A 21,140-nucleotide genomic window follows, 5' to 3' on the forward strand; every position below is an offset into this window, starting at 1 on the left:
ATAAGACGGAATGCTCTCATAAAGGGTCCGTTTTGTGCTGCCGCTCTGCGTAAACCAGGCTTTCTGGTCTAGGATGAAACAGGTATTCATTCGCCCTTAAGGAGAACATTGTCATGTCAGAACTCAGTAAATCTCCAGTGGCCGATCAGGCTGAACATAACGCGTTTTTCCCGTCAGCCTATTCTCTTGACCAGTTCACCAGCCCTAAATCCGATCTGAGCGATGCTGAATACGCGCAACCGTACTCAGGGCACAAAAAAATTCTGGTCATCTGCGCTGACGAGCGCTATCTGCCGCTGGATAACGACACGCTGTTTTCAACCGGGAATCATCCCATTGAAACCCTGCTGCCGCTGTACCACCTGTATCAGGCCGGCTTTCAGTTTGACGTGGCCACGCTGTCCGGACAGATGGTGAAGTTTGAACACTGGGCAATGCCCCAACAGGATGAGGTGGTGGTCGGATTTTACAACCATTGCCTGGCGCTGTTCCGTTCACCTTTAACGCTAAGCGACGTGGTGGCATCACTTACGCCTCATTCAGACTATGCCGGTGTGTTTATTCCGGGGGGGCACGGTGCGTTGATTGGGCTGCCAGAAAGTGAGGCGGTCGCAGAGGCGATTCGCTGGACGCTGGCAAACGATCGTCATCTGATATCGCTATGCCATGGCCCGGCAGCGTTTCTTGCGCTGGGTAAAGGGGAAAACCCGCTTAACGGCTACGCTATCTGCGCATTCCCGGATTCAGCGGATAAGCAAACGCCCGATATCGGCTATATGCCGGGGCATTTAACCTGGTATTTTGGCGAGAAGCTTCAGGCAATGGGGCTCACGCTGGTCAACAGTGATATCAAAGGCACCGTACATAAAGACCGTCGGGTATTAACCGGCGACAGCCCGTTTGCCGCCAATGCGTTGGGTAAACTGGCTGCAGAAGCATTACTTAACGCTAACCGCTAAAGGCTCGCACCTGCGCCCTGAGCGGTCGCCTGCAATGCCTTCGTGCAGGCTTCTGCATCAGGGCTGGGATTCGGGGTATACTTGTGATCCACGCCTGAGATACAATCACGGGTGCATATCGTTTTCGGCCAGTGCCGAAGATGTCGCCTTTCACATTGGTCGTCATGAACAGCCAGCTATCTACAGCCTGTAAACACAGAGAACGCGGTCGGCCCAGAGAGTTCAATATGGAACAGGCTCTGGACAAGGCAATGATTGTGTTTCGGCAAAAAGGCTATCATGCCGCATCGCTGGCCGATCTCGGTGAAGCAATGAACCTCTCTGTCGGCAGCATCTACAAGGCTTTCCAGGATAAGCGTTCATTGTTTTTGCTGGTCTTTCAGCGCTATATCGCCGTTCGCAATGCGGATTTGCGGGAGCGGCTGGCTCAATACGCCACCGGCCGCGCGAAGCTAAGCGAGCTGTTGCAGTTTTATCTGGACTCCTCTCGTGGTGGTGAAGGGCGCACCGGCTGTCTCGTGGTCGGCAGTGCCATTGAGCTACAGGTGCTCGACGCAGAGCTGTCGCAGTTGGTTGCCCAGGTGATCAACCGCAATAAGCACTTTCTGATGTCATTACTGGAAGAAGGGCAGCACGATGGCTCAATATCCGCCGATCTTGATATTGAAACGGCCGCAGGCCTGATTTTGCGTATCGCATTTGGCATGCGCGTCACGGGCAAGGTCGCCGATGTTGCCAATGAGCAAGCGACCATCGCCCTGGCCTTGAAAATACTGGATTAACATTTGTCTATTTAGGAAGCGAATATTTCCTAAATTATAGCGCGAAGATGACAGCTAACGCATGAGATCTGATGCGCTAACAGGACGAATGGAAAAGCGCCATTTTGATAAGCGGATGAATATTAAATGAAAAGTAAAGTTTGAGGAAAATGCGTGAAACAAAACAGGACAGAGATCGGTGAAGAAATACACGCGCTTTTAGGAAGGATTGTGTCAGGTATTCTTCAGCCCGGAGAAGCGGTGACGGTACAGGACATTATCAGCGCGCTGCACCAGCAAAGTCTTCAGACGGCGTGCGAAAAGACCAGGCTGACTTGCGAACAGGCCATCCGCATCCTGGCGCATAAACTTCACTAGCGTGTGAGGATCATTTGCCGGACAGGGTTCTGCAAAGCAGCGGAAGCAACAGAAACAGTAAAAGTAGTAGAAACAACAGAAACAGTAACAGCACCAGAAGCAGTAACAGCGGTTATGCCGCTACTGCTCTGACAAAGATGACCCGCCCGAATAACGGCAGTCAGTTGCCGTGTCACCGCCCAAACAGCAACCCAATCAATTCACGACAAAGACGCTCTTCTTCCTGACTTGCCGACAGCTCAAGGCGGCGCAGCAGTTTAGTACAGATAGATTTACGGTTTACGTTCTGACCTGCGCGTAAAATATCAACAACGATCTGTCCCAGCAGCTCTTGCTGTGAAGGCAGGTTCGCCGCAGAAAAATAACGTGAGATATCGTCGGCGCTCTGAGGTAGGCGATGATTGTGTTGCATAGGTGCTCTCGCAGTGGTCCAAAAGTCGTCAGTTGAAAGTAGCATAAAGTTATACAATAAAATAAAACTTGTACAGCTATTTCGATGTAAAAATGAACGGTTGCTGGCGGAGAGGGAAAAAGCAGGCTGCAACAGCTCGTTGACAATGGAAAACAAAGAAGAGAGCAGGGCCGGACTGGGGTAATGCGGACGCACAGCGCGCCCGCGTAGAGGGATAACCCCTGACCGGAGGGTTAGTGTTCGGTCAGGTTGGCAGGCACCTGGCCAGTAACGGCCATCCAGTTGAGCTCTGCCCGCTCCCGTGTCGCGACGTTAATAAAGCTCTTCAGCCATTTACGGGCATCCGCGATTTGAATGACCCGCTCGTCGTCGATTTCATTGTCCGCCATAACGCTCAGCTGACGGATCAGCGAAACCACAGTTATCTCCTCATCCTGTAGGGCCAGGTTCAACGCAGCTTCACCAATAATCTTATGGCCGGTAGCTTCATCGTGAAAATACATATGCACCTCCTGAGTGAGTGAGAATGTCGTCGACCCAGTAATTAGTTTAGTAAAAGAAATGCATAGTGAAAGCTTAATTTCATTAGGCATTACCTATCAAATAAAGCCGTGAAAAAAGTGAACTTTGTGATAAGCGCGCTAAGCTCTTAAAAAGCAGGGAAAAAGCGCAATCAGAGAGGTTTTCCAGAAAGAAATTGAAGTGATTAAAGCACTAGATACGCGGTCATTGGCCTGAAATTAAGATAGGTGCTTGACAGTTAAAGGCCGAAATTGCGGCACTATTCGGATCGTAGCAGGTAAAATAAACCTGTTATGAGGCCCTAAAAGCGTTAAAAAAAGATCGCCAGACCGGCGAAAAGTCAGACGCAAGATGAAAAGTCACCTTAAGCTGGAAGCAGATAGCAGATAGCAGATAGCAGAAAACAGAACGGGTCTGACGTCACCCTGTTTACATTCGATTCTGACATCAGAATAAACCGGAGCGTGAGCGGCGTATTAACGAGCAGGGGAGACGATAAGGCGAGGGGAAACAGAACAGGGCTGCGGGCAATAAAAAAAGCCGCCCTGTTCGGGGCGGCACATTTATTAGTTTGGAACTTCTGAAACGGCTTTAACGTCGGTTTTATTAATCTGCTGTTTCACACCGTTTGCATCGGTGTAGCCCAGTAAACCGGCGTCAGATTCAGAAGGTTTGCCGTCACTAATAATGGTACGGCCATCGTTAGTGTGAATGGCATAGCTGGTACGAGTACAGCCACTTAATGCGGCCATGCCGATCAAAACGGCCAGCGGTAAAATCAGCGTCTTCTTCATAGTCTTCACCTTATATCCATGATGGAATTAATTAGTTATCAAGTTCACTCATGTTGCTGATCTGATCGCGATTAATTTGTTCGGTTTTGCCTGTTTGTGCATCACGATAAGAAACCAGCCCCGTATCGCTGTCAATTTGAGGCTTACCGTCGGTCACTATCGTGCGGCCGTCTGATGTTTTAATAGATTGGTTTGAAGAGCAACCTACTAACGTTGCCAGGGACAGAGCAAGTAAAACGGCGGCTGAGAAGGATTTAGTATGCATTTCATCTCCTTGAAGTGGACCTTGAATTAAACAGCATAGACGCTTTTGAGATTTTTGCAGGCCAAAGCGCGAAACGACATAAATGATGAAAAGAAAATAGCGCGAATAGCTAAAACAGAGCAGGAAAGCATCCTGTCTCTCAGAAAATTCACATTTAACGCCTGTCGTTAGGTATTTCATCGGGCGCTCTGTAACCTTGGTAACAGGTTAACTAAATAAAGGAATCGACAATGAAATGGCAAATGAGTGCAGTCGCAGCGTTATTAATGGGTTCAGTGAGTGCTTATGCAGCACAATCAGACAGCATGAAAAATCCCCTGAGCGTTCATGTATTAAATCTGGAGTCGGGCACGCCAACGCCGGGTATTTCCGTTGACCTTGAACATAAAGAGCAGGATAAGTGGGTAAAACTTTCCTCCGGTGTTACCGATAAAAACGGCAGAATTAGTGCGCTGTTTCCCGCAGGGAAAAAAGTTGAAACAGGCGATTACAAAGTCGTCTTTAAAACAGGCGATTATTACCAGAAAGTTCAGCACAAATCCTTTTTCCCGGAAATTCCGGTGATATTCCACATGGAAAGCAGCGAGCCTCATTACCATATTCCGTTACTGCTGAGTCCCTACGGCTATTCAACCTATCGCGGTAACTAATCTCACCCGGCAGCGTCACTGCTCAGCGTCACTGCCGGCCCAGTGAGGGGCACTTCGCGTAGGCAGCATGCCGCTGCTGACCCTCTACCTGCCGCCCTGCGTCTCCTGCAGGGTGGCGGAACGCGCCCGCCGTATTCGTCTTTATTCCACTGCCTTATTTAAACACTTTTGCTGATGCCCAGGCTATCATCGGTTAAATTGCCCTGACAGGTCGGTGCGCCCGCGTGGCTCTCCGGCGAAGGTCAATGACACCTAATCAAGCAGAACGCCCCATGCCCTGCTTTCCGTACAGGAGAATCGCTGATGTTAAAAGGATTAACCGTGGCTGCTGTGTTAGTGCTGTCGGGCTGTAGCCTGATGCACAAGTCGTCGCCCGCGCCAGAAACGTTACACTACCGCTGTGGCACATTGCCGCTCACCGTGACGCTGGATAATGCCAAACAGCAGGTAAGCTTTATCATGGACGGCAAGCCGCTGACCCTGACACAAACGGTTTCCGCTTCCGGCGCTCGCTACAGCGACGGTCACTATGTTTTCTGGTCCAAAGGAAACGGCGCCTTTATTGAGCGCAATGATAAGATCGTTGTAAACGATTGCGAGTTGCAACCTGCCCGTTAACGTTACCGGAGTGAATGTGCATCATGAGTGACAGTGACATGCTACAAACTATTGCCCATCTGCGCCGTGAATATACGCGAGGTGGGCTGCGTCGCAAGGATCTACCCGATAATCCGCTGGCGCTGTTCGAAAGCTGGCTAAAGCAGGCCTGTGAGGCGCAACTGCCCGATCCCACCGCCATGACGGTGGCCACGGTGGACGAGCAAGGGCAGCCTTATCAACGTATCGTGCTGCTCAAGCACTACGATGAGCAGGGCATGGTGTTTTACACCAACCTCGGCAGCCGTAAAGCACAGCAGCTGGGTCACAACCCGCGTATTTCCCTCCATTTTCCCTGGCACTTTTTAGAGCGTCAGGTGATGGTGTTGGGCGAAGTCGAGAAGCTGTCGCCGCTGGAGGTATTGAAATATTTCAGCAGCCGTCCCCGTGACAGCCAGATTGGCGCCTGGGTTTCCCGACAGTCGAGCCGGATCTCTGCCCGCGGCGTTCTGGAAGGCAAGTTTCTGGAGCTGAAGCAAAAATTTCAACAGGGTGACGTGCCGCTGCCCAGTTTCTGGGGCGGTTATCGGGTGAAATTTAATACGATGGAGTTCTGGCAGGGGGGCGAACATCGTCTTCACGATCGTTTCCTCTATCAGCGAGATAACGACGGCTGGAAAATTGACCGACTCGCGCCGTAAAACTGCGTTTTCCCCCTCATCAGCGCTGGCACAGAAGGCGTCAGCGCTTTATGCTATAGCCCTTAATTTTTCCTTCCGCAACTCAGCGGAAAGCTGTGTACCAGCATAGGTGCAGCCTGATCAATTTGGAGTCAGTGATGACCAGCAGTAACCTGATACAACAATTGCAAGAGAGGGGCCTGATCGCCCAGGTGACGGACGAAGACGCGTTAGTAGAGAAACTGGCGCAAGGGCCAATTTCGCTCTATTGCGGCTTTGACCCCACTGCTGACAGCTTGCATTTGGGCCATCTGGTTCCACTGCTCTGCCTCAAACGTTTTCAGGATGCCGGGCACAAGCCGGTTGCGCTGGTAGGCGGCGCCACGGGCTTAATTGGCGATCCCAGTTTCAAAGCTGCAGAGCGTAAACTCAACACCAGCGAAACCGTCGGTGAGTGGGTAGAAAAAATCCGGACGCAGGTCGCACCCTTCCTGGACTTTGACTGTGGCGCCAACAGCGCGATTGCGGCCAATAACTATGACTGGTTTGGCAATATGAACGTGCTGACTTTCCTGCGTGACATCGGTAAACACTTCTCTGTTAACCAGATGATCAACAAGGAAGCCGTTAAACAGCGCCTAAACCGTGACGACCAGGGGATCTCGTTCACCGAATTCTCCTATAACCTGCTGCAGGGTTACGACTTCGCCTGTCTGAATGCGCTGCACGGCGTGTCCCTGCAGATTGGCGGATCTGACCAGTGGGGTAACATCACCTCCGGTATCGATCTGACGCGTCGTCTGCACCAGAACCAGGTATTTGGTCTGACCGTTCCGCTGATCACCAAATCGGACGGCACCAAGTTCGGTAAAACCGAAGGCGGCGCGGTCTGGCTGGATGCGAAGAAAACCAGTCCTTATAAGTTCTACCAGTTCTGGATCAACACCGCAGATGCGGATGTTTACCGCTTCCTGAAGTTCTTCACTTTCCTGAGCATTGAAGAGATTCATGCCCTGGAAGAAGAAGATAAAAACAGCGGAACCGCGCCGCGCGCGCAGTACGTGCTGGCCGAGCAGGTCACGCGCCTGGTGCACGGCGAAGAGGGGCTGGCTGCCGCGAAACGAATCACCGAGAGCCTGTTCTCTGGCGCGCTGAGCGATATGACAGAGGCCGACTTCGAACAGTTGGCGCAGGATGGTATGCCGACCATCACGCTAAGTGCCGAAGACGATCTGCAACAGGCTCTGGTCAAAGCTGAGCTGGTGCCTTCACGTGGTCAGGCTCGCACCATGATTGGTTCGAATGCCGTGTCGCTGAACGGTGAAAAGCAGTCTGATGCTGAGTACCGTTTCAGTGACAGCGATAAGCTGTTCAACCGCTTCACGCTGCTGCGTCGCGGTAAAAAGCATTACTGCCTGATTAACTGGCAGTAACCTTTCAGGGCCGGTTTCCGGCCCTTTTTTATGGCAAGGCACTACAGGGCAAAAAAGTGAAAAACGTTTTAGCAATTCAGTCGCACGTGGTGTTTGGTCACGCGGGCAACGCGGCGGCAGAGTTCCCGATGCGCCGTATGGGTGTGAACGTCTGGCCGCTGAATACCGTGCAGTTTTCTAACCATACGCAATATGGCCACTGGACCGGTACCGTGATGCCGGCCACGCACTTAACCGATATCGTCAAAGGCATTGCCGATATTGACCGCCTGAAAACCTGTGATGCGGTACTCAGCGGTTATCTGGGCTCGGCCGAGCAGGGCGAAAACATTCTGGAAATCGTGCGCCAGGTAAAAGCCGCGAACCCGGAAGCCTGGTATTTCTGCGATCCGGTTATGGGGCACCCGGAAAAGGGCTGCATCGTTGCACCCGGCGTGGCGGAGTTCCACTGCAAACTGGCGCTTCCCGCCAGCGATATCATCGCCCCCAACCTGCTGGAGCTGGAAATGCTCAGCGAACGCAGCGTAACCAGCGTAGAAACGGCGGTTGACGCGGCACGTATGCTGATTAGCCAGGGGCCGAAAGTCGTGCTGATTAAGCACCTGGCGCGCGCAGGGCGCCGCAGCGATCGGTTTGAGATGCTGCTGGTGACCGCCGGTGAAGCCTGGCACATCAGCCGTCCGCTGGTGGATTTTGGCGTTCGTCAACCGGTGGGCGTGGGCGATCTGACCAGTGGCTTGTTGCTGGTCGATCTGCTGCACGGGCTGTCGCTGCAGGCGGCGCTGGAACACGTCACTGCTGCGGTCTATGAAGTGATGCTGAAAACGCATGAGATGGGCGAGTATGAACTGCAACTGGTTGCCGCTCAGGATGCCATTGTCCGACCGACGCACGTCTTCCCCGCTGAGAAGCTGTAAAAAAGGGCCGGTTACGGCCCTCATCGTATCAGTTAAGTCCTTCCGCTTTGAGCGCGGCCTGAACCGACGGCCGCTCTGCAACGCGTTCAAACCAGTGTTGCAGGTGGTCCCGCGCGGCCAAATCCAGGTTCAGCGCTTTTGCCCAGCGGGTAACCACAAATAAATAGGCATCCGCGACGCTGAAGTGCACGCCCATCAGCCACTGTTTGTCTTTAAGCTCATCGTTTACCCAGGCAAATTTCGCCTCCAGCTGGCGGCGCACCAACGCTTTGTACTCCTCAGGCGCATCGTTGCGAAACAGGGGAGAGAAGCTTTTGTGTAACTCGCTGCTGATATAGCCGAGCCACTCAATGGTGTGATAACGCGTCAGGCTCCCCACCGGGGCCAGGAGGTGACGATCGGGTTTAAGATCGGCCAGATACTGCACAATCGCCGCGCCTTCCGTTAATACATTCCCATCGCTCAGCTGCAGGGCCGGCACCTGACCTTTGGGGTTGATCTGGCGAAAATCTTCACCGCGCTCGGTGAGCTTAGTCTGCAGATCAACATTAACCTGCGTAAAGTCCAGACCACATTCACGCATGACGATATGCGGTGAAAGGGAACAGGCACCAGCTTTACAAAACAGTTTCATAATGAGGCCACCATGTTGCGAATCGTGTTTGCATAGTAATCTCATGGCGCGGAATTGCCAGTAATAAGGCGCAGGAATGTGCGAGGCATTGATCGGCGACAAAAACAAAAAAAACCGGGCAGGCCCGGTTTTCGTGAAAAGTCATGACGTCAGTCAGGCTTTGTCTGCTGCCGTATCTTGAGTCATGCGGTTCAGCAGAGGGGCGGTAATCAGCATCAGCACGGCGATGACCGCCGTCGCGATACCAATCTGCTGGAAAACTCTGCCGTAGGTGGCCAGGGAGATCAGCGGATCGGTAACGTTTTCAGGAACGGCCATCAGGTTTGCCACTTTACCGGCAATGACCGCAGCGCCCGCCGTCGTCAGGAACCATGAACCCATGATAAAACCCATAAGACGCTGCGGAACCAGCTGCGCCACCATCGCCAGGCCAAGACCGGAAATCATCAGTTCACCAATGCTCTGCAGGCCATAGCTGAGAATCAGCCAGTTAACAGACACAATCCCCGCATCGCTGGCAAACTTCGCGCCGACCGGTAACACCAGGAAGGCTGCGGAACACAGCACCATACCGATGGCGAACTTGTGCGGCATGGGCAGTTTATCGCCCAGCTTGTTGTAGACGGCGGCGAGAATCGGGCTGGCAAGCATGATCCAGAACGGGTTCAGCGCCTGGAATTGCTCAGGGGCAAAGGTGATACCCAAAATGCTGTGCTCAACGTTGCGAATCGCAAAGAAGTTAAGCGACGTTGGCATCTGCATATAGAGCACGAAGAACACGATGGCTTCCACCATCAGCAGGAACGCAACAATCATACGACGACGGGCTGCGCCGTGAAGGGCAAAGGCTTCTTTGGCAAAGATGACAAAGATACCTAACGCTATCACGCCTAACAGCATGCGGGCGATTGACTGGTGGTGCAGCATCCAGTTTGCCAGGGCGACCAGGACGACGATTCCCACCAGGGTCATCAACAGTTTGCCGAACTGTAGTGGGGCAAAGTCCGGTTTAGAGCCGAAGTCTTTCACCAGGCGTTTGCAGAACAGGAAGTTAAGCAGCGTGATGACCAGGCCGACAACCGAGAGCGAAAACGCCACGTTGTAGCCGTACTTCTCCGCTAACCACGGAGTCAGCATCATTGAAAACAGCGAACCGATATTGATGGACATGTAGAACATGGTGAAGGCCCCATCAATACGGGGATCGTCTTTGTCATAGCACGTCGAGAGCAGCGAAGAGGGGTTAGCTTTAAACAAGCCACTTCCCACGGCAATGGTCGCCATACCAACATAAACGATGCTGACGTTGTGGCCCGAGAAGGCCACCAGGGCATAACCTATTGCCAGAACCAGCACGCCAAGAACGATGACGCGTTTGGTCCCGAGGACTTTGTCACCCAGCCAGCCACCGATGGCGACAAGGCCATATACCAGGGCGCTAAATGAGGAGAACAGGGTAATAGAGTCGGACTCCGACATCCCCAGTTGTCTCACCAGGTAAACCGCCATAATGGCCTGCAGGCCGTAGTAACCAAAACGTTCCCATAATTCGATAGAAAAGATCAGGTAAAACGCTTTGGGCTGTTTGAACGCGTTAAGGCTGACGGCCTCGTCGGTGTGTTTGTTTGCAGTTGACACTTGTACCTCTGTTATTTCATATCCTGTGTCGCGACAGGAATTAAGTCCGCGCCATGTGATCAGACCATGGGCCAGATTTTTATTAGATGGGAAAAACGGCGACTAATTTGGCTGAATAAAGGCGACAGGGCAAGCGTTTTCTACCTTCTGCCGGAAAGCGATCGTGTGGCGTTAAAACCTAAATAAATATTATTAGTTGGAATTTAATTCTGATTTTAAGCGTTTATGTGAAGTAATGACGTCGCGGTGGGGTTGCAGGAGTGTTAATAATGACATTAACTACTAAAGCGGCGTTACGCCGAGCTTTACAACGGAAAGTGATATTTTCTCAGGACAATCTGGCTATAAAGCAGGTTTTGACGCCGATTTGATGAAATAGTCTGCGTATTATGACGTTAATCTCCACCAAAGGCGTAAAAAGATTGATTAAGGTCACATTTTTGCCTGTTAATTCAGGCAGAGAAAAAAGCTTATCTGGGTACGGCGTGCCCGTAGCGCTTCGCTGTATCGGGTGGGAGACACGACAGAGCCGCACTTCGGGACTCGACATCCGTTGCCCCCTGCCGTAGCATCCTTATTTCGTTAAGAGGAATTTTGCTATGCCGTTACCTTTACGTCTCGCGTTAGTCGGCGACTATCGTCCGGAAGCCGTTGCGCATCAGGCTATTCCCCTGGCGCTTTCCCGTGCCGCTGCCCATCTTGCTATCGATATTGAACCTGAGTGGATCCCAACACCTGAGCTGGGCGATTTAACCGCCATCAGGCAAAGCCATGCCGTATGGCTGGTGCCGGGAAGTCCCTATAAAAATGATGAGGGCGTCTTCAGTATGCTGCGCTGGGTACGGGAAGGGGAAAAACCTTTTCTGGGTTCCTGTGGCGGTTTTCAGTATGCCGTTATCGACTATGCACGTCACGTACTGGGCTGGCATGATGCGAATCATGCAGAAACCAGCGATGAAGGGCGGATGGTGATTGCGCCGTTAAGTTGCTCGCTGGTGGAGCAGCGCGGTGAGGTGACATTTGAACCCGGTTCACGTATTGCCACCGCCTACGACAGCCTCTCCAGCGATGAAGGCTATCACTGCAACTTTGGCGTTAACCCGGACTTCAGTGCAGCGCTGGAAGGCAACAATTTGCGTATCACCGCCTGGGATCTCAATGGCGATGTACGCGGCATAGAACTGACCGATCATCCTTTTTACGTCGCCACGCTCTTCCAGTCCGAGCGTGCAGCCTTACAGGATAAGGATTCTCCGCTGGTGATTGCCTGGATGCAGGCGGCTCTGGATCAGCGTTAGATCAGAAAATAAAAAGCCTGTGTGTTCACAGGCTTTATCAGACAACACCTTCGCGTTATTCCACTTTATCCGGGTATTCGCACAGGTCCTCAATCAGACAGGCGCCACAGCGCGGCTTACGGGCCACACAGGTATAGCGACCGTGCAGAATCAGCCAGTGGTGGCAGTCCACTTTGAATGCCTTAGGCACAACCTTTAACAGTTTTTCTTCGACCTGCTCGACATTCTTGCCGGGGGCGAAATTTGTCCGGTTGCAGACGCGAAAAATATGGGTATCCACTGCGATGGTGGGCCAGCCAAAGGCGGTGTTGAGCACCACGTTTGCCGTTTTACGGCCCACACCGGGCAGCGCTTCCAGGGCTGCACGATCTTCGGGCACCACTCCGCCGTGTTGTTCCAGCAGAATGCGGCAGGTTTTGATGACATTCTCAGCCTTGCTGTTGAACAGTCCGATCGTTTTAATGTATTCCTTCACACCGTCCACGCCCAGCGCCAGCATCGCAGCGGGCGTATTCGCGACCGGGTAGAGCTTTGCGGTGGCTTTATTCACGCTGACGTCGGTGGCCTGGGCAGAGAGCAGAACCGCAATCAATAATTCAAACGGCGAGCTAAACTGCAGCTCGGTCGTAGGATGAGGATTAGCCTGCTGCAAACGGCTGAGGATCTCGGTACGCTTTGTCTGGTTCACACGGCTTTTCCGGTATTGCCTTGCGGTGCAGCCAGCGCCTGCTCTTCAGCACGGCGCACAGCACGCTGCTTCATTTTTTGATCGATCAGGTATTTACCCGCCAGCATCATGCCCAGACCAATAAAGGCGCCTGGTGGTAACATCGCCAGCAGCATCGGTGAATCCAGATGAATCACCTCAATTTTTAATGCTTTTGCCCACGGGCCTAACAGCTGGTCTGCACCGTTAAACAGCGTCCCGCTGCCAATAATTTCACGGAGGGAACCCAACACCACCATTGCGCAGGTTGCGCCCATCCCAATGGCAAAACCATCAAGGGCTGCAAGAGGGATGCTGCTTTTCGATGCGACGGCCTCGGCACGGCCTACCACGATACAGTTGGTCACGATAAGCGGAATAAAAATGCCCAACGACTGATACAGGCCATAGGCATAAGCATTAATCAGCATCTGTACACAGCTCACCACGGACGCGATGATCATCACGTAAATGGGGATGCGAATCTCCGAGGGCACCCAACGGCGCGAGGCGGAAATAAAGCTGTTGGTCAGGGTCAGCACCAGCGTGGTGGCCAGCCCCAGCCCCAACGCATTGGTGGCGGTGGCGGTCACCGCCAGCAGCGGACACAGGCCCAGCAGCTGTACCAGCGCCGAGTTATTTTTCCACAGCCCGCCTACCAGCAGGTTTTTAGCTTCACTCATTTGCGTCTCCACATTCGGGTAACGAAGAGAGTTTCCCTTTCAGGGATTCAATTAATAATGCCGTACGTTTGGTGGCATTCACGACGGCTCGTGGGGTAATCGTGGCGCCAGTGAACTGATCGAATTCGCCACCGTCTTTTTTAACGGCAAACGCTTTATCATCCGGACCTGTTACCACTTTGCCATTAAAGCTGTTAATCCAGTCAGAAATGCGCAGTTCTATTTTATCGCCTAAACCGGGCGTTTCATGATGTTCAATCACGCGGACGCCCAGCACCTTACCGTTAAAGTCAGCCCCGACCAGCATCTGTATCGCGCCGGAATAGCCGTCCGGTGCCGTCGTTTCCAGCGCCGCGGCAACAGGCTGGTTGCCTTTACGTGCCAGATAAAGATGGTGAGGATTGGTGTTACCCAGCGCCGCATTAGTGACAACGTAACATTCCTGCTGAATGTGGTTGTCGTACATATCGGTCGGCACCACCTGGTCCAGCAAATTTTTCTGCTGCAGTTGCGTCTGATGCTCAACGGTTGGCTTAGTGACCGTATTCACTATAGCCGTCACGCCGGTCGTAATGGCGGCAAACAGCGCCAGCGTCACGCCATTTTTGCGTATCGTGTCCAGCATCATTTAATCCTTTTGATGGCCGTAAACACGCGGCTGAGTGTAATAGTCAATCAGCGGTACGCATATATTAGCCAGCAATACAGCGAAAGCAACGCCGTCCGGATATCCGCCGAAGCTGCGAATTAACCAGATCAGCAGCCCAATCAGCGCACCGTAGAGTAAACGACCACGGTCGGTCGTCGAAGCGGTGACCGGATCGGTAGCAATAAAAAATGCCCCAAGCATAGTGGCACCTGAGAACAGATGAATCACTGGGCTGTTGAGCGTAGCGGGCGAGAACAGCCAGCCCAGCGTTGCGCAGAAGGCCAGCGACAGCAAAATGGCAGCCGGGATATGCCAGCGAATGGCGTTTTTCCATAACAGGAACAGACCGCCCACCAGATAACCCAGGTTAACCCACTGCCAGCCGAGACCCGCGAGCACACCACTGTAAATGGGCTGTGCCAGAAGTTGCGCGGCGCTGTGGCCCGCGCGCAGGCCGGTTTTGAATGTATCGAGCGGCGTGGCCTGGCTGACGCCATCGGCACCGAGCTGCAGCTGCTGCATCGTGTCGCCCGCAAGAGTATGGCCGGTAAAAATCATACTGAGTGAATCGAGCATCCCCGGTTTAATCATCTGTAACGCGTCCGGCGGCATCCAACTGGTCATCTGTACCGGAAACGAGATCAGTAGCACCACATAGCCTACCATCGCCGGATTAAAGGGATTTTGTCCCAGTCCACCGTAAAGCTGCTTGGCGATCACAATCGCAAAGACTGTACCGATCACTACCAGCCACCAGGGCGCCAGAGAGGGGATGCTGATTCCCAGCAGAATGGCCGTCAAGAGGGCTGAATTATCCGCAAGATTGGCAGCAACCGGGCTTTTGCGTAAACGCAGGATGGCCGCTTCGGTAAGCAACGCCGTTACCGAGGCCAGAATCACCTGCAACAGCGTGCCCACGCCAAAGAAATAACACTGCGCTGCAAAGCCCGGCAGTGCAGCCAGCACCACCAGCATCATGATGTTGCCGGTGCTGCGCCGGTTGTGGGTATAAGGTGAACTTGCTATACGAAAAGCCATTTAGTCCTCAGGTGTCAATGTCGATTGCGCTTTACGCGCTTTGGCACGTTCGATAGCAGCCGCAATAGCGGCTTTGCGCGCGTCAGTAGGGTGCTCAAGTTCCGGCGCCTGTTCGGCTTCAGCATTCGCATTATTGGCTTGTTCTTGCGCCATTTCCGCCTGCTCGACGTCACGGTGCGCCTCTGTTGCAGCCAGTGCAGCATCGCGGGAAGCGTCCTCCGCGCGAGCCAGGGCGGCGGCGGCTTTCTTCGCTTTGGCACGCTCCACGGCGGCGGCCACGGCGGCCTTGCGTGGATCCTCCGGCGGGGCGGGCTGCACATCCTCAGTACCTTCAGCGCTGGCGGCCTGCGCGGCTTTCTTCGCTCTGGCACGTTCCACGGCGGCGGCCACGGCGGCCTTGCGTGGATCCTCCGGCGGGGCGGGCTGCACATCCTCAGTACCTTCAGCGCTGGCGGCCTGCGCGGCTTTCTTCGCTCTGGCACGTTCCACGGCGGCGGCCACGGCGGCCTTGCGTGGATCCTCCGGCGGGGCGGGCTGCACATCCTCAGTACCTTCAGCGCTGGCGGCCTGCGCGGCTTTCTTCGCTCTGGCACGTTCCACGGCGGCGGCCACGGCGGCCTTGCGTGGATCCTCCGGCGGGGCGGGCTGCACATCCTCAGTACCTTCAGCGCTGGCGGCCTGCGCGGCTTTCTTCGCTCTGGCACGTTCCACGGCGGCGGCTACGGCGGCCTTGCGTGGATCCTCCGCCACCTCTTCAGACGCGTCCGGAACGGCTGATTTTTTTGCTTTAGCACGCGCAATAGCGGCTTCAACCGCCGCTTTGCGTGGATCGGTCGTCTGGCGGCTCAGTGCCTGGGTTTCCGACTGGGCTTCAGCCTGGCGCAAGCGAGCCTGAGCATGGCGAGCCTCGGCGACGGCCTCTTCGTTTCCACCAGATTTTGCTTTCGCACGTGCCTGAGCCGCAGCCAGTTCAGCACTGTCGCTGCGCGCTACGCGCTGCTTCGCCTCTGCATGGCGTGCTTCACGTGCCTGTTTTTCCCGTTCGAGTCGTGCCTGACGCGCTTCAAACCGTGCTTTCGCTTCCAGCGTCCGTTTGGCTTCCAGATCGATAGCCCGCAACTCGGCTTTTTCCTGGCGGTAATACTGCACCAGCGGGATGTTGCTGGGACAAACATAGGCGCAGGCACCGCATTCAATACAGTCATCAATATGGTGCGCACGGGCTTTATCATGATCGCCGCCCTTGCTGTACCAGTAAAGCTGCTGCGGCAGCAGCTTAGCCGGGCAGGCATCAGCACAGGCAGAGCAGCGAATACAGGACTGCTCCTGCTCGTCGTTGCCCATTTCCGTGCTGGACGGTGCCAGAATACAGTTGGTGATTTTAACCACCGGGACATCCAGTGACGGCAGGGTAAAGCCCATCAGCGGGCCGCCCATAATCACCATCTGGCGTGGCGAGGGATGAAAACCGACCTGATGAAGCAGATGACTGATTGGCGTACCCAACCGGCTCCACACATTACGTGGCTGGGCGATGGCTTCACCTGTCAGCGTGACCACGCGCTCGGTGATGGGCTCGCCATTAATGATGGCGCGCTTAACCGCCCAGGCCGTGCCGACGTTTTGCATCAGCACGCCAATGTCCGTCGAGCGTCCGCCGTGCGGCACTTCCATACCGGTAAGAATTTTGGTGAGCTGTTTGGCACCGCCCGAAGGATACTTGGTGGGAATGACGCGAATCTGGAGATCGCGCTCACCGCCCAGCGCCTGCTTCAGAGCGGCGATGGCTTCAGGTTTGTTATCTTCGATGCCAATTAAAACGCGATCTGCCTGTAAGACCCAGGCCAGAATCCGGCTGCCTTCCAGCACTTCGGCTGCGTAATCCTGCATCAGCCGATCGTCAGCGGTGATATAGGGCTCACACTCGGCGGCATTGATAATCAGCGTTTTAACGCCCCGCAGGCCGCCTTTCAGCTTAGTGGCGGTCGGGAAGCCTGCGCCGCCCAGGCCGGCGATGCCGGCATCGTGAATGCGTTTCAGGATGACGGCTCGTTCATGCTGACGGTAGTCCGGCAGCGGTTCCAGCGGCATCCAGCGGTCCTCACCATCCGGCGTCAGGAAAATACACAGCTCTGACAGGCCCGAAGGGTGAGCCGTCATGTGCTGGGCAATATCCTCGATGACGCCGGACGTCGGTGCGTGCACCGGCAGCATTCTGCCCTGGCCAAACGTCAGTGGCTGACCGCGCAGTACGCGATCGCCCGGCGATACGCAGATCTCACCTTCATGACCAATATGCTGTTTCAGCGGAATAATAAACCGGTGCGGCAGCGGCAGCTCGGCCAGCGGCGTACCGTTAGACTGGGTTTTCATTTCAGGCGGATGAATGCCGCCCTGAAAATCCCAGGTTTTCTCTTTTTTAAAAAAATTTAGCAGATTAAGCATGACTCTCTACCGGGATCACCCGAACAGGAATGGTTTCAAGATCCCATTTCCAGTTGGCCGTGGTGGTGGCAACCGGACGCATCTCAATACAATCGGTAGGACAAGGCGCGACACACAGGTCGCAGCCCGTACACACGTCGCTCAGCACGGTGTGCATGGCGCGTGTTGCGCCAACGATGGCATCAACCGGGCAGGCCTGAATACATTTCGTGCAGCCAATACAGTTCGCTTCATCTATCCATGCCACGGTGCGCACGGGTGCTTTGGCTTCTTCGTCGCCATCAACCGGCTGCGGCTCAACGTTGAGCAGAGCTGCCAGCTTCAGCATGGTCTGTTCGCCACCGGGCGCACATTTGTTGATGGCTTCACCGTTATTGCCCACCGCATCGGCATAAGGACGACAGCCAGGATAACCGCACTGGCCGCACTGGCTTTGCGGAAGAACAGCGTCGATCTGCTCAACAATGGGATCTTCTTCAACCTCAAAGCGTCGTGAGGCGTAACCCAGCAGGGCGCCAAACACAAGGCTCAGGGCGCTTAATACCGCAACCGCTATCCAAATCGCACTCATCAGAATTTCACCAAACCGGTAAAGCCCATAAACGCCAGTGCCATCAGGCCTGCGGTGATCAGCGCAATCGAGTTTCCTTTGAACGGGGCAGGCACGTTTGCCAGAACCAGGCGCTCACGCATACCGGCAAACAGCACCATGACAAGCGAGAAGCCCAGCGAGGCGCTGAATCCATACAGCGCCGCCTGCAGGAAGGTGTGGTTGAGGTTAACACTCAACAAGGGAACGCCCAGCACCGCGCAGTTGGTGGTAATCAGCGGCAGGAAAATACCCAACAGTCGGTAAAGCGACGGGCTGGTTTTGCGCACCACCATTTCGGTGAACTGCACAACCACGGCGATCACCAGAATATAGGCCATGGTGCGCAGGTACACTAAGTCCAATGGCACCAGAATAAGATGGTTCACCAGCCATGCACAAATAGAGGCCAGTGTGATAACAAATGTGGTGGCGAGGCCCATGCCAATCGCCGTTTCCAGCTTTTTGGAAACGCCCATAAAGGGACACAGGCCGAGGAACTTCACCAAAACGAAGTTATTCACCAGCACAGTACCCACAAAGAGAAGGAGATAATCGGTCATTTTTTCGCCTGAATACCAGAAAGCGGCTTATTATCATTGATAAAACGCTGTATCACAACTGTGACACAACATTGTCTACGGACAACCGCACTCAGGATTAAACTGTTAGCGATAATTTTGGCCTCACCGCTGAGTAAACGTCGCTTTTACCCGTGCTGAACGCTTGAAATAAGGCACAAAAATTGCCGCTGCCGCCAGAGACAGCAGTAACGTCTGAATCGCCCGGGCGTCAGAAACCGGCGTAAAAGCAAACGTTTTCAGGGCCAGCAGCACGGTAATCAGCAACCAGACAATATAGTGGCGGGGCAGCCGGGAAGAGCGCTTAAAGAAAATCCACACAACCCACATGCTGTAAGCCCACAGCGCGGTGGCGGTGAAAAGCGAAATGGCCCAGTAGGTGGTGACGAGCGAACTGTGATTAAACAGGGTGGCGCGCCATTGTGTATCAAACAGCGGTGTCAGATACATGGCCATCACCAGCGCCGTGGTGAGCAGCGTCATCAGCAACCATGCCAGCGGCACTAAAAGCCAGCCACCAATTCGGGGTGCGGCATCCTGTGTGTTCATTGCGGTTAATCCTGTCTCAATGTCAGAAGCGGCTCAGAATAGCATGTTAAGACAGAAGGGAAACATTATGGCTAAGCGCTTTCAGACAATATTCTGAAGCTTAGAATTATACCACGTAGCGCCATACCGATTTAGGTACGCAGCCCAGATCAAACAGACGACCACCGGATACCAGCTCTGCGCGACGATGATCTGCAGCCCGGTACATATTGATGATATCGGTGTTGTCAGAAAGGGAATAATTCAGATGGTCGTAGAGTTTTTCCAGACTGTCGAGGTTATTCACTTTACGGAATTTTAAAAGATAATCGTGCGCAGTCATTTTTATCGTAACGGATGGATGGGAAAGAATGCCAAGTATAGGGAGACACCCGGCCGTGTCCAGTTCTGCCACTTAAAAAAAGCAAAAATCAGACAATCACGAGAGATTGATCGCTAAACAACCCTTTTCATCATTTTCTTGCACAGTAAACGTCGCCGCCGTTATCAGGTCAGGTGCTGTACAGGGCGTATGTTGTTTGGGTTGATCAGACCAGGTAACTTTTTATTTGTTTATATGTACGAATCGACTGCCATTAATTCCCGTTTCCCGCGTCAGATGAAGAGAACGTCAGTAAACCCTCAACAAAGGCTTATAGCGGAATCGTTTCATTCGATATACAGGGCCCTGTAGGGATGTGCTGGAAATCACAAAATGCACTTTTTGTCGCCGAATAATTGCCGTAACTCATTCTGTACGCCTCCCTGTAATCGTTTTCAACTGGGCCACACTTAAACGATTCTGTTTATTACATTTATTTATCATATGTTGAAAAAACACACAGGCGTTTTGTCCATAACCCCTGATGAAATGCCCCCTCATGAAACGCGTAACTCCTTTAAATCGCTCGATTTTGTGAAGCGTGTCGCCCTAATTTACTTTTTTTTACGTCAGTCTTAATGGGCACTTTACCCTATACAGCAAACGCCCTTCAGAGGAATAAAAACTATGTGGAAACGTTTACTCCTGACCACGCTGGTCAGCGCCGCATTAAGTGGCTCAGTGTTAGCGGCGGAAATGACAGTGGGATTCTCACAGGTAGGTTCGGAATCCGGCTGGCGCTCGGCTGAAACCAATGTGGCAAAAAGCGAAGCCAAAAAACGCGGCATCAATCTGAAGATTGCCGATGGACAACAAAAACAAGAGAACCAAATCAAGGCCGTGCGTTCATTTATTGCGCAGGGCGTTGATGCCATCTTTATCGCACCAGTGGTTCAGACGGGCTGGGAGCCGGTATTAGAAGAAGCTAAAGACGCGAAAATCCCGGTTTACCTGCTGGATCGCGCCATTGTGGTGAAAGACAACTCGCTGTACCAGGCTGTCGTAACGGCAGATAACGTGCTGGAAGGTAAGCTTATCGGTGACTGGCTGGTGAAAACGGTGGGCGACAAGAAGTGTAACGTCGTTGAACTTCAAGGCACGGTAGGCGCCAGCGTCGCCATCGACCGCAAAAAAGGCTTTGCCGAAGCGATTAGCGGTCATCCTAATATCAAAATCATCCGTTCTCAGTCTGGCGACTTCACCCGCAGTAAAGGTAAAGAAGTCATGGAAAGCTTTATCAAAGCAGAGAATAACGGCAAAAACATTTGCATGGTTTACGCCCATAACGATGACATGGCCATCGGTGCCATTCAGGCCATCAAAGAGGCCGGCCTGAAACCGGGTAAAGACATCCTGACCGGTTCGATTGACGGTGTACCTGATATCTATAAAGCCATGCTGGCAGGCGAAGCCAACGCAAACGTGGAATTAACGCCAAACATGGCAGGCCCGGCGTTTGACGCGCTGGAAAAATTCAAAAAAGACGGCACGCTGCCGCCAAAAATTATCAGAACGCAATCAAAACTCTTTTTACCTGCTGACGCGCAGGCCGAGTTAGATAAGAAAAAGAACATGGGTTACTAAGCCGCAGGCCGCCCTTC

25 protein-coding genes are annotated in these 21,140 nt (G+C 53.4%); 10 read left to right on the plus strand and 15 right to left on the minus strand.

Annotated features, from left to right (window positions below):
- Positions 1 to 113: 113 nt before the first annotated feature.
- The 3 genes from hchA (at position 114) to EL29_RS06430 (ending at position 2,098) form a co-directional block, all read left to right on the plus strand.
- A complete protein-coding gene (hchA, locus tag EL29_RS06420; RefSeq protein WP_015700389.1) occupies positions 114 to 959 on the plus strand; it encodes a glyoxalase III HchA in 846 nt (281 codons plus the stop codon).
- A 140-nt stretch (positions 960 to 1,099) separates the two neighbouring features.
- Positions 1,100 to 1,741 carry a TetR/AcrR family transcriptional regulator gene (locus EL29_RS06425; protein WP_014593623.1) on the plus strand — a complete coding sequence of 214 codons (642 nt, stop codon included), beginning with the start codon at positions 1,100 to 1,102 and terminating at the stop codon, positions 1,739 to 1,741.
- A gap of 153 nt (positions 1,742 to 1,894) precedes the next feature.
- Positions 1,895 to 2,098, plus strand: a complete 204-nt coding sequence (locus EL29_RS06430; protein ID WP_013025644.1) for a hypothetical protein — start codon at positions 1,895 to 1,897, stop codon at positions 2,096 to 2,098.
- 172 nt (positions 2,099 to 2,270) lie between these two features.
- Here EL29_RS06430 and ycgZ read toward each other — a convergent pair whose 3' ends face one another.
- The 4 genes from ycgZ to EL29_RS06450 all read right to left on the minus strand — a co-directional run bounded on the left by ycgZ (position 2,271) and on the right by EL29_RS06450 (position 4,091).
- Positions 2,271 to 2,510, minus strand: a complete 240-nt coding sequence (ycgZ, locus tag EL29_RS06435) for a regulatory protein YcgZ (RefSeq protein ID WP_014605931.1) — start codon at positions 2,508 to 2,510, stop codon at positions 2,271 to 2,273.
- A gap of 233 nt (positions 2,511 to 2,743) precedes the next feature.
- A complete protein-coding gene (locus EL29_RS06440) occupies positions 2,744 to 3,013 on the minus strand; it encodes a hypothetical protein (protein WP_028715088.1) in 270 nt (89 codons plus the stop codon).
- Between the two features lie 585 nt (positions 3,014 to 3,598).
- A complete protein-coding gene (locus EL29_RS06445; RefSeq protein WP_014605929.1) occupies positions 3,599 to 3,826 on the minus strand; it encodes a YgdI/YgdR family lipoprotein in 228 nt (75 codons plus the stop codon).
- 31 nt (positions 3,827 to 3,857) lie between these two features.
- Positions 3,858 to 4,091, minus strand: a complete 234-nt coding sequence (locus tag EL29_RS06450) for a YgdI/YgdR family lipoprotein (protein ID WP_014605928.1) — start codon at positions 4,089 to 4,091, stop codon at positions 3,858 to 3,860.
- Positions 4,092 to 4,321: 230 nt separating this feature from the next.
- On the opposite strand from EL29_RS06450, the gene uraH reads away from it, so the two are divergent.
- The 5 genes from uraH to pdxY all read left to right on the plus strand — a co-directional run bounded on the left by uraH (position 4,322) and on the right by pdxY (position 8,368).
- Positions 4,322 to 4,741, plus strand: a complete 420-nt coding sequence (uraH, locus tag EL29_RS06455; protein ID WP_028715089.1) for a hydroxyisourate hydrolase — start codon at positions 4,322 to 4,324, stop codon at positions 4,739 to 4,741.
- A gap of 303 nt (positions 4,742 to 5,044) precedes the next feature.
- Positions 5,045 to 5,359, plus strand: a complete 315-nt coding sequence (locus tag EL29_RS06460; protein WP_013025650.1) for an MliC family protein — start codon at positions 5,045 to 5,047, stop codon at positions 5,357 to 5,359.
- A 23-nt stretch (positions 5,360 to 5,382) separates the two neighbouring features.
- A complete protein-coding gene (pdxH, locus tag EL29_RS06465; protein WP_015700385.1) occupies positions 5,383 to 6,039 on the plus strand; it encodes a pyridoxamine 5'-phosphate oxidase in 657 nt (218 codons plus the stop codon).
- A 137-nt stretch (positions 6,040 to 6,176) separates the two neighbouring features.
- The gene (gene tyrS / locus EL29_RS06470) at positions 6,177 to 7,451 is read left to right on the plus strand and encodes a tyrosine--tRNA ligase (RefSeq protein ID WP_014605927.1); all 1,275 of its coding nucleotides are present in this window, start codon (positions 6,177 to 6,179) and stop codon (positions 7,449 to 7,451) included.
- A gap of 56 nt (positions 7,452 to 7,507) precedes the next feature.
- Positions 7,508 to 8,368: a pyridoxal kinase PdxY gene (gene pdxY / locus EL29_RS06475; RefSeq protein WP_013025653.1), complete on the plus strand. Its 861-nt coding sequence runs from the start codon at positions 7,508 to 7,510 to the stop codon at positions 8,366 to 8,368.
- A gap of 28 nt (positions 8,369 to 8,396) precedes the next feature.
- Here pdxY and gstA read toward each other — a convergent pair whose 3' ends face one another.
- Complete coding sequence (gene gstA / locus EL29_RS06480) at positions 8,397 to 9,002, minus strand: glutathione transferase GstA (RefSeq protein ID WP_014605926.1); 606 nt, start codon at positions 9,000 to 9,002, stop codon at positions 8,397 to 8,399.
- A 153-nt stretch (positions 9,003 to 9,155) separates the two neighbouring features.
- The gene (gene dtpA / locus EL29_RS06485) at positions 9,156 to 10,640 is read right to left on the minus strand and encodes a dipeptide/tripeptide permease DtpA (protein WP_028715090.1); all 1,485 of its coding nucleotides are present in this window, start codon (positions 10,638 to 10,640) and stop codon (positions 9,156 to 9,158) included.
- A 599-nt stretch (positions 10,641 to 11,239) separates the two neighbouring features.
- On the opposite strand from dtpA, the gene EL29_RS06490 reads away from it, so the two are divergent.
- Positions 11,240 to 11,938 (plus strand): CTP synthase C-terminal region-related (seleno)protein, encoded by a 699-nt coding sequence (locus EL29_RS06490; RefSeq protein ID WP_014605924.1) that lies wholly within the window; start codon positions 11,240 to 11,242, stop codon positions 11,936 to 11,938.
- A 55-nt stretch (positions 11,939 to 11,993) separates the two neighbouring features.
- Here the strand turns inward: EL29_RS06490 and nth are convergent, their stop codons facing one another.
- From nth to ydgT, 9 genes are all read right to left on the minus strand, one after another.
- A complete protein-coding gene (gene nth / locus EL29_RS06495; protein WP_013025657.1) occupies positions 11,994 to 12,626 on the minus strand; it encodes an endonuclease III in 633 nt (210 codons plus the stop codon).
- Complete coding sequence (gene rsxE, locus EL29_RS06500) at positions 12,623 to 13,327, minus strand: electron transport complex subunit E (protein WP_014605923.1); 705 nt, start codon at positions 13,325 to 13,327, stop codon at positions 12,623 to 12,625. Before rsxE ends, nth begins: the two co-directional genes overlap by 4 nt.
- Entirely contained in the window at positions 13,320 to 13,952 is a 633-nt protein-coding gene (rsxG, locus tag EL29_RS06505) for an electron transport complex subunit RsxG (RefSeq protein WP_172796946.1), read from the minus strand. Before rsxG ends, rsxE begins: the two co-directional genes overlap by 8 nt.
- Before the next feature lie 3 nt (positions 13,953 to 13,955).
- Positions 13,956 to 15,014: an electron transport complex subunit RsxD gene (gene rsxD / locus EL29_RS06510; RefSeq protein WP_013025660.1), complete on the minus strand. Its 1,059-nt coding sequence runs from the start codon at positions 15,012 to 15,014 to the stop codon at positions 13,956 to 13,958.
- Positions 15,015 to 17,459 carry an electron transport complex subunit RsxC gene (rsxC, locus tag EL29_RS06515; RefSeq protein WP_029571417.1) on the minus strand — a complete coding sequence of 815 codons (2,445 nt, stop codon included), beginning with the start codon at positions 17,457 to 17,459 and terminating at the stop codon, positions 15,015 to 15,017.
- Positions 17,452 to 18,030: an electron transport complex subunit RsxB gene (gene rsxB / locus EL29_RS06520; protein WP_028715092.1), complete on the minus strand. Its 579-nt coding sequence runs from the start codon at positions 18,028 to 18,030 to the stop codon at positions 17,452 to 17,454. Before rsxB ends, rsxC begins: the two co-directional genes overlap by 8 nt.
- Complete coding sequence (rsxA, locus tag EL29_RS06525) at positions 18,030 to 18,611, minus strand: electron transport complex subunit RsxA (protein WP_013025663.1); 582 nt, start codon at positions 18,609 to 18,611, stop codon at positions 18,030 to 18,032. The genes rsxB and rsxA overlap by 1 nt, the downstream gene beginning before the upstream one ends.
- A gap of 123 nt (positions 18,612 to 18,734) precedes the next feature.
- On the minus strand, positions 18,735 to 19,178 hold the full coding sequence (locus tag EL29_RS06530) for a DUF2569 domain-containing protein (RefSeq protein WP_013025664.1): 444 nt from the start codon (positions 19,176 to 19,178) through the stop codon (positions 18,735 to 18,737).
- Positions 19,179 to 19,284: 106 nt separating this feature from the next.
- Positions 19,285 to 19,500: a transcription modulator YdgT gene (ydgT, locus tag EL29_RS06535; protein WP_014605919.1), complete on the minus strand. Its 216-nt coding sequence runs from the start codon at positions 19,498 to 19,500 to the stop codon at positions 19,285 to 19,287.
- A 666-nt stretch (positions 19,501 to 20,166) separates the two neighbouring features.
- On the opposite strand from ydgT, the gene ytfQ reads away from it, so the two are divergent.
- Complete coding sequence (ytfQ, locus tag EL29_RS06540; protein WP_013025666.1) at positions 20,167 to 21,123, plus strand: galactofuranose ABC transporter, galactofuranose-binding protein YtfQ; 957 nt, start codon at positions 20,167 to 20,169, stop codon at positions 21,121 to 21,123.
- The last annotated feature ends 17 nt before the right edge of the window (positions 21,124 to 21,140 follow it).

The sequence above is a fragment of the Pantoea ananatis LMG 2665 genome, assembly GCF_000710035.2.
GTDB lineage: Bacteria > Pseudomonadota > Gammaproteobacteria > Enterobacterales > Enterobacteriaceae > Pantoea > Pantoea ananatis.

What these genes read in the sequence shown, in the direction of transcription:
- hchA (WP_015700389.1), top strand. Translation starts at nt 114, where the DNA reads ATGTCAGAACTCAGTAAATCTCCAGTGGCCGATCAGGCTGAACATAAC.
- EL29_RS06425 (WP_014593623.1), top strand. Translation starts at nt 1,100, where the DNA reads ATGTCGCCTTTCACATTGGTCGTCATGAACAGCCAGCTATCTACAGCC.
- ycgZ (WP_014605931.1), bottom strand. Translation starts at nt 2,510, where the DNA reads ATGCAACACAATCATCGCCTACCTCAGAGCGCCGACGATATCTCACGT.
- EL29_RS06440 (WP_028715088.1), bottom strand. Translation starts at nt 3,013, where the DNA reads ATGTATTTTCACGATGAAGCTACCGGCCATAAGATTATTGGTGAAGCT.
- EL29_RS06445 (WP_014605929.1), bottom strand. Translation starts at nt 3,826, where the DNA reads ATGAAGAAGACGCTGATTTTACCGCTGGCCGTTTTGATCGGCATGGCC.
- EL29_RS06450 (WP_014605928.1), bottom strand. Translation starts at nt 4,091, where the DNA reads ATGCATACTAAATCCTTCTCAGCCGCCGTTTTACTTGCTCTGTCCCTG.
- uraH (WP_028715089.1), top strand. Translation starts at nt 4,322, where the DNA reads ATGAAATGGCAAATGAGTGCAGTCGCAGCGTTATTAATGGGTTCAGTG.
- EL29_RS06460 (WP_013025650.1), top strand. Translation starts at nt 5,045, where the DNA reads ATGTTAAAAGGATTAACCGTGGCTGCTGTGTTAGTGCTGTCGGGCTGT.
- pdxH (WP_015700385.1), top strand. Translation starts at nt 5,383, where the DNA reads ATGAGTGACAGTGACATGCTACAAACTATTGCCCATCTGCGCCGTGAA.
- tyrS (WP_014605927.1), top strand. Translation starts at nt 6,177, where the DNA reads ATGACCAGCAGTAACCTGATACAACAATTGCAAGAGAGGGGCCTGATC.
- gstA (WP_014605926.1), bottom strand. Translation starts at nt 9,002, where the DNA reads ATGAAACTGTTTTGTAAAGCTGGTGCCTGTTCCCTTTCACCGCATATC.
- EL29_RS06490 (WP_014605924.1), top strand. Translation starts at nt 11,240, where the DNA reads ATGCCGTTACCTTTACGTCTCGCGTTAGTCGGCGACTATCGTCCGGAA.
- rsxE (WP_014605923.1), bottom strand. Translation starts at nt 13,327, where the DNA reads ATGAGTGAAGCTAAAAACCTGCTGGTAGGCGGGCTGTGGAAAAATAAC.
- rsxG (WP_172796946.1), bottom strand. Translation starts at nt 13,952, where the DNA reads ATGCTGGACACGATACGCAAAAATGGCGTGACGCTGGCGCTGTTTGCC.
- rsxD (WP_013025660.1), bottom strand. Translation starts at nt 15,014, where the DNA reads ATGGCTTTTCGTATAGCAAGTTCACCTTATACCCACAACCGGCGCAGC.
- rsxC (WP_029571417.1), bottom strand. Translation starts at nt 17,459, where the DNA reads ATGCTTAATCTGCTAAATTTTTTTAAAAAAGAGAAAACCTGGGATTTT.
- rsxB (WP_028715092.1), bottom strand. Translation starts at nt 18,030, where the DNA reads ATGAGTGCGATTTGGATAGCGGTTGCGGTATTAAGCGCCCTGAGCCTT.
- rsxA (WP_013025663.1), bottom strand. Translation starts at nt 18,611, where the DNA reads ATGACCGATTATCTCCTTCTCTTTGTGGGTACTGTGCTGGTGAATAAC.
- EL29_RS06530 (WP_013025664.1), bottom strand. Translation starts at nt 19,178, where the DNA reads ATGAACACACAGGATGCCGCACCCCGAATTGGTGGCTGGCTTTTAGTG.
- ydgT (WP_014605919.1), bottom strand. Translation starts at nt 19,500, where the DNA reads ATGACTGCGCACGATTATCTTTTAAAATTCCGTAAAGTGAATAACCTC.
- ytfQ (WP_013025666.1), top strand. Translation starts at nt 20,167, where the DNA reads ATGTGGAAACGTTTACTCCTGACCACGCTGGTCAGCGCCGCATTAAGT.